Below are 2,572 nucleotides of genomic sequence, written 5' to 3'. Positions count from 1 at the left end.
GTGGCGTAATTTCCTAGCGGGTCTAGCCAGCCATTCATGCTCTGGCTGGGGTCGTTGGTGTTATTGTCTGCCGTGCAGATGAGAAAACGCCCTGCGATGGTAGGGTGTGCGATGGTTGCGCCCACAGGATAGCCATTAATAGCGGTGGCATAATCGGCAGAGAAAGGGTGCAGTATCCCTAGTTCTGCTGTGCGGGCCGCGCGTGAGAGCATATTGAGGATGCCATTCATATCCTCGCCATAAGGCGGCACGCCACCGGCGGCGATGGGGGTCATGGTCGCTTTGGGGAAGCCCAGAGCCATGCTCGCTCGGCCAATAGCGGTTGCTGATTGTGGAATGGTCGCAATGGTGGAGCTATCGGCTTGGTCGGCCCAAGGAATAGAGAAAAGAGGACGTGTGTCGGTCTGTTTCATGGAATGTAAACTCGTTGATAAAGGATGTGGACACCGGCGGGGCGGGGGAGGGCACCGCTTTGATGGATGAGGGTGACATCAAGGGGGGAGAGGTCCCAGTTGTGGCAAATGGTCATCGTACCATTGGCAGACCCCAAAGAGCTGTCATCGAAAAAGATGCCGTTCTCGAAGGTTTGGGGTTTGTTGGCAGGGCCGCGCGCCTCTGCAAAACCGAGATAGCCGTCGGCGGCGGTTCCTTCGGAGAGGTAAATGACCTTACCATTCCCGCCAAAGAGGCGCATAAGGATGATGTTGCTTTGCGCGATGGAGCCGTTGGAGATATTGGCCGCCGCCTTGGCGAAGATAAGCCGCCGGAAGGCCTCATCAGTGAGGGCGTAATTCTCGGTGATGCTCTTGCCGGTATAAAAGATGCCATCTTCAAAAGGGCGTGCTGAATTGGTGCCATCATCAGCCTCATCAAAGCCGATGAATTGCGGTTGACTGACCTTCTGGATGCGCTGGGCTCCGACAATGCGGCCCCATACATCTAGCCCCCATCCCGTGGCGGTAAGGGGGTTCCAGACGCGTTGTTGGAAGGTTTCAATGAGGTTCTGTGGGTCTATGGCCGCATTGAAGTAACCAATAATGCCGGTGAGGGCGGGGCTGTTGGCATATTGTGCTAAGATGGTCTCGCGTATGTCGATCATGTCACCACCTGCACGCTGATTGTATCGGCTGTGACGGTGGGGAGTTGGTTGATCGGTAGGGTGAGCCTGTTCTGGCCCGCATTGGCATCTGTGCCGATAGAGAGCGTTAGCACCTCCGCCCAATCACCTAACCCATCCACAACCGCTGAGAGGCGCGAGGCGTAGAGCGTCTTGCCGATGCGGATGCGTGTTGTGCCCGTTGTGAGATAGCTCATGATGGCTTGTTGGATGAGTTGCGCTGCGTTGTTTGGTACTGCATCCGATGCCGCAATCTCCATGGTCACATAGACAGCCACCGGAGTTGGTCTATCGAAATGGAAGGAGTAGGAAGGTTGGTTCCCCGTATAAACCGGGTTGGTATCCTGAACGGTGACGATATGCGTGCCTACAGTTGCAATGCCGGGGGGCTTTTTATTGAGGATGGCACGTCCGATGTCTGTCGGATTGCCGCCCTCGACAAGGATATATTGCGTCCCTGCTGGGATGGTCACGCCCTGTTGCGTCATGTCCGTTTGGGAGGGGTTATCCGTCACAAAGGCATCTGTTACGCCCGGGAGTGCAAGCAATGCGCCCATGAGAGAGGCGTTCTGGCCGATGCTGTTGGCTGCTACACTCGCTTGACGCCGCGCCTCGAAGTCCGTGCGGCTTTCGGCATCGGCTCCCGTAGCACCGGGGGCGGCGTTAGAGAGGGCTGCAATCCCCAGCCCTGCTTGATAGAGCGTTAAGCTATTGGCGGGGCATGTAATGGCCCCTGCTGTTTGGCATGAAAGCTCTAAATTAGCAGTGTTGGTGTTGGGGAGGGTAATATCCTGCGGGGCGGCATAGAGCGTATTATCCACTGAGCTTTGGGCTACAATCGTGCCCGCTTTGATGACCTGACCGGGAGCGTTCACCGTGGCTTGCACGGTAACAGTGGTCGCGGTGGCGGGGCGGCGTTCCATAAAATAAATGCGCCCGATAGCATCTTGCATCCGCCCGGAGGCTGAGGCGGGGTCCACGCCATTAAAGACGGCGAGCATGGCCGATAGAAAATCGCCAAGAATAGCGGTTTCTGAAATGGCAATTTGCCCTTGAGGGGTGGAGAGGGCCGTATTAGCCCCGCCACCGAGGGCGGTGTTCATGTCCGCTAGCACGCCGGTGAGGATGTCTTGCTCAGAAGGAGCGGTGAAGCCTGCATCGGTGAGGGTGGGAGCAGGGACGTTCGTTATGAAGTCAGAATTGGGCATAATCCGTGCTTCCATCAGTGAAGGTTACGAGGATAACGCCGCGTAATTGGCGTTCTTTTGTGGGATTGGCGAGGTGGCAGGTCGCAGCGGCAACGCCGGGGACGGAGAGCGCGGCATCTTCGACCTCGGAGGCGTAGAAGGAGATGTCCACCTCTGAATTGAGGATGTCTGTATCGTAGGGGATGCCTTGCCCGGTGTCGTACAGCACCTCCCCCAGCCATGTGCGGGCGGCAGAGCAGACATCTTG

General features: G+C 57.1%; 3 protein-coding genes and 1 pseudogene. All 4 read right to left on the bottom strand.

From position 1 onward, the window contains the following. Positions 1-413, bottom strand: a pseudogene (locus tag NQF64_RS08855) (phage tail protein); the annotation flags it as partial. Then, on the bottom strand, positions 410-1,099 hold the full coding sequence (locus tag NQF64_RS08850; RefSeq protein WP_266107142.1) for a DUF2612 domain-containing protein: 690 nt from the start codon (positions 1,097-1,099) through the stop codon (positions 410-412). The gene NQF64_RS08850 and the pseudogene NQF64_RS08855, both read right to left, overlap by 4 nt. Then, positions 1,096-2,325: a baseplate J/gp47 family protein gene (locus NQF64_RS08845; RefSeq protein WP_266107141.1), complete on the bottom strand. Its 1,230-nt coding sequence runs from the start codon at positions 2,323-2,325 to the stop codon at positions 1,096-1,098. Before NQF64_RS08845 ends, NQF64_RS08850 begins: the two co-directional genes overlap by 4 nt. Next, positions 2,312-2,572 (bottom strand): hypothetical protein (locus tag NQF64_RS08840; RefSeq protein WP_266107140.1); only part of this gene is annotated, 261 nt, incomplete at its 5' end. The genes NQF64_RS08840 and NQF64_RS08845, both read right to left, overlap by 14 nt.

The organism is Bombella saccharophila (genome assembly GCF_026385475.1).
GTDB classification, from domain to species: Bacteria; Pseudomonadota; Alphaproteobacteria; order Acetobacterales; family Acetobacteraceae; genus Bombella; species Bombella saccharophila.
This window is presented reverse-complemented; position numbering and strand designations above follow the sequence as displayed.